This window comes from Longimonas sp. (assembly GCF_046498435.1).
Taxonomy (GTDB): Bacteria; Bacteroidota; Rhodothermia; order Rhodothermales; family Salinibacteraceae; genus Longimonas.
In genome coordinates this window covers 1-3,363 of sequence record NZ_JAWOAR010000151.1, presented here as the reverse complement: position 1 = coordinate 3,363, position 3,363 = coordinate 1, and the positions used below count along the sequence as shown (strand labels likewise).

The 3,363-nt window shown below is 58.5% G+C and carries 1 protein-coding gene and 1 pseudogene; both read right to left on the bottom strand.

What is annotated here, in order from left to right; all coding sequences use genetic code 11:
- Positions 1 to 283: 283 nt before the first annotated feature.
- Complete coding sequence (gene prfA, locus R6U20_RS05550; protein ID WP_410336870.1) at positions 284 to 1,357, bottom strand: peptide chain release factor 1; 1,074 nt, start codon at positions 1,355 to 1,357, stop codon at positions 284 to 286.
- Positions 1,358 to 1,518: 161 nt separating this feature from the next.
- Positions 1,519 to 2,994: pseudogene (gene glmS / locus R6U20_RS05545) on the bottom strand (glutamine--fructose-6-phosphate transaminase (isomerizing)); the annotation flags it as partial.
- Between the last annotated feature and the right edge of the window lie 369 nt (positions 2,995 to 3,363).

Genomic DNA, 3,363 nt, shown 5'->3' with positions numbered 1-3,363 from the left:
GCAAATGAACGCTTCTGCGTTTCCCACGCGACAGCGATACCGAAGGGGGGCCGTGGTGTACGCCAGAAACGCAGACGGTACTGCTTGCGTCCCCGGCAATCTGGAACAAGTCGCTAAACACATACGCTGTCGGAAGAATATCCCGGGCGACCATTGAAGCCTACTAAGTTGCAGTGCCTCTTTTTGTACGGCGATGCCGCTCCATGTGAGAGGGCAGCGCTGCTCGGGCGATGCAGGCCCGGCGGCGTCACGTCAGGTCCGATGGGGGAGGGCCTCCACGCTGCTACAGCCGCGCCAGGCGTTCGGCGTTCTCCTGGGCTTTCAGCGCAGTAAGCACCGGGTCCAGATCGCCCTCGATGATGTCTTGCAGCGCGTAGTTCTTGTTTTCTCCCTCCATGCGGTGGTCGGTTACGCGATCTTGCGGGAAGTTGTAAGTGCGGATTTTGGCCGACCGGTCGCCCGAGCCGATCTGGGAGCGGCGCTCCTCGGCACGCTCCTCGCGCTGCTTCTCCAGCTTCATATCGTAGAGCCGCGAACGCAACACCCGCATCGCCTTATCGCGGTTCTTGTGCTGGCTCTTCTCGTCCTGGCAGGTCACCACCAGCTTCGTGGGCAGGTGCGTAATGCGGATGGCCGAGTCCGTCGTGTTCACCGACTGCCCACCGGGCCCGCTGGCGCGATACGTATCCACCTTAATGTCGTTGGGCTTGATGTCGATGTCTACCTCCTCTGCCTCTGGCAGCACGGCCACCGACGCCGCCGAGGTGTGGATGCGTCCGCTCGACTCGGTTTCAGGCACGCGCTGTACGCGGTGCACGCCGCTCTCATACTTCATGGTGCCAAACACTTCGGGCCCGCCCATGCTCATCGTAATCTCTTTGAACCCGCCGTGCGATCCGTGCGAGGCATCGATGACTTCGTGGCTCCAGCCCTTCTTTTCGGCGTACTTGACGTACATGCGGTACAGATCCCCCGCAAAGATAGCCGCCTCGTCGCCGCCCGTACCGGCCCGAATCTCGATGATTGCGTTTTTGCGGTCTTCGGGATCCTTCGGGATGAGCTTATCCTTCAGGTCGTCTTCCACCTCAGGCAGCTGCTCGTTGATCGACTCAAGCTCGTCTTGCGCCAGATCGGCCATCTCCCCCGATTCGGCAGCAACCATCTCTTTCAAGCCTTTGCGCTCTTCGAGCAGGTTTTCGTACGTGTTGATCGCCTCGATCACCTCACGCAACTGACCGTGCTCCTGGCCGAGCTCCGACATCTTTTGCGCGTCGGTCGCGATTTCGGGATCGGCCATCATCTGCTCGATCTCATCGAATCGGTTCTTGATCTTGTCCAGCTTCTCCAGTTCGATCATGTAAGGCAGAAACTTATGACGGGAAACGGGGGCAAAACGTAAAAGGCGCCAAGTGTAGCGCCGTAATAAGCAAGATGCATCAACGAAAAGCCTCGCCGCGGGTTCAGACCCGCAGCGAGGCTCACAGGATGTGCATCAAGCGCAGAGGGCACTGCGGCGTGTTATTCCACCGTTACGCTCTTGGCCAGGTTGCGGGGCTGATCCACATCGCAACCGCGCATCACCGCGATGTGATACGACAGCAACTGCAACGGCACCACCGCCAGCAGTGGCGAAAGGAACTCTTGGGTTTGAGGGATGCGCAGCACGTACTCACAGAGATCATCCAGATCGCCGTTGCCCTCATCGGTAATAGCAATGACGGATCCGTCGCGCGCGGCTACCTCCTCAATGTTCGACACGACCTTGTCGTAGGTGCTGTCTTTCAGCGCGATGAAGACTACCGGCATGAAGCGATCGATGAGTGCAATAGGACCGTGCTTCATCTCCGCCGCCGGATACCCTTCGGCGTGAATGTAGGAGATCTCTTTGAGCTTGAGTGCGCCTTCGAGAGCCACCGGGAAGTTAAACCCGCGTCCCAGATACAGGAAATTGGACGAGTAGCGGTAGATGTTCGCCATCTTCTCGATCTGCCCATCCATTTCGAGCGTGGTGCGCACCTTGTCCGGAATCGAGGCCAGCGCGTGCACAGCGTCGGCGAACTCGGCATGGCTGAGCGTGCGGTCTTCCGCCATCTTCAGCGCAATCATCGCCAGCACGATCACCTGCGCGGTAAACGCTTTGGTGGAGGCCACACCGATTTCGGGTCCGGCATGCAGATAGACCCCGGCGTCGGTTTCGCGGGCGATCGTCGAACCCACCACGTTACACACGCCCAGGCAGAGCACCCCCTGACGCTGCGCCTCGCGGACGGCAGCCAGTGTGTCGGCAGTTTCGCCACTCTGCGAAATGACGAGCACTACATCGCCCTCCCGCAAGATAGGATTGCGATAGCGGAACTCACTGGCATATTCGACTTCGACGGGCGTACGCGCAAAGTGCTCAATCAGGTATTCGCCCACAAGCGCCGAGTGCCACGACGTACCACACGCTGCAATGACCACACGATCGGCCTCGCGGAGGTCGTCCATCACATCATGCAGGCCGCCGAGCACAATCTTGTTGTCGTCGGGCAGCACGCGTCCACGCATCGCATCTTCGAGCGCGGTGGGCTGCTCCATGATCTCTTTCTGCATGAAGTGTTCATAGCCGCCCTTCTCAATCTCGCCGAGCGTCCACTCCAGTTCGTGCACTTCTTTCTCCAGCGGCTCGTTCTCGATGGTCCGCACCTGATAGCCACCGCGCCGGATCGTCACAATCTCGCCGTCGCTCAGGTACACCACCTGCCGCGTATGTTCTACGAGCGGGGCAGCGTCGGAGCCCAGGAAGTACTCGCCCTCGCCTACGCCAATGAGCAGCGGACTTCCCTTGCGTGCGGCCACAAGCAGGTCGGGGTCGCTGGCGGATACGACGGCAATGCCGTACGTGCCAATGACCTGCGTGAGTGCCTGACGCACTGCCTCAGGCAGGTCGAGCCCGGCCTCTTCCTGTACCTCCTCGATGAGATAGACAAGAACCTCCGTATCGGTGTCACTTTGGATGGAGCTTTGACCGCGGTATCATGGGCGTAGGCACAGACTACGAGGTCCTGGTTTCGTCCCTGGCCAGATCGGAACAGAACAACCCAGGGCACATTATGACCCTTGAGCAGCGGCCTATTTTTTCACCGGAGGACGCGAAACACATTCCGGATCAGGAATGCTTGGGATGGCATCGGGAAAAGGTGTTTCGGGTGTGAGCATTCTGCATTTTCAAATGTATTTTTCAGTAGAGAAATATGAGGACTATGGCACGTTATGTTTGTCTGGGCCTAACCAAAACACAAAATTACTTACGAGAGACGAAGTTTGGCATATCATTACAATTGAAATGATAACCGGAAACTTGAGAATATCTTGTTAGGGATG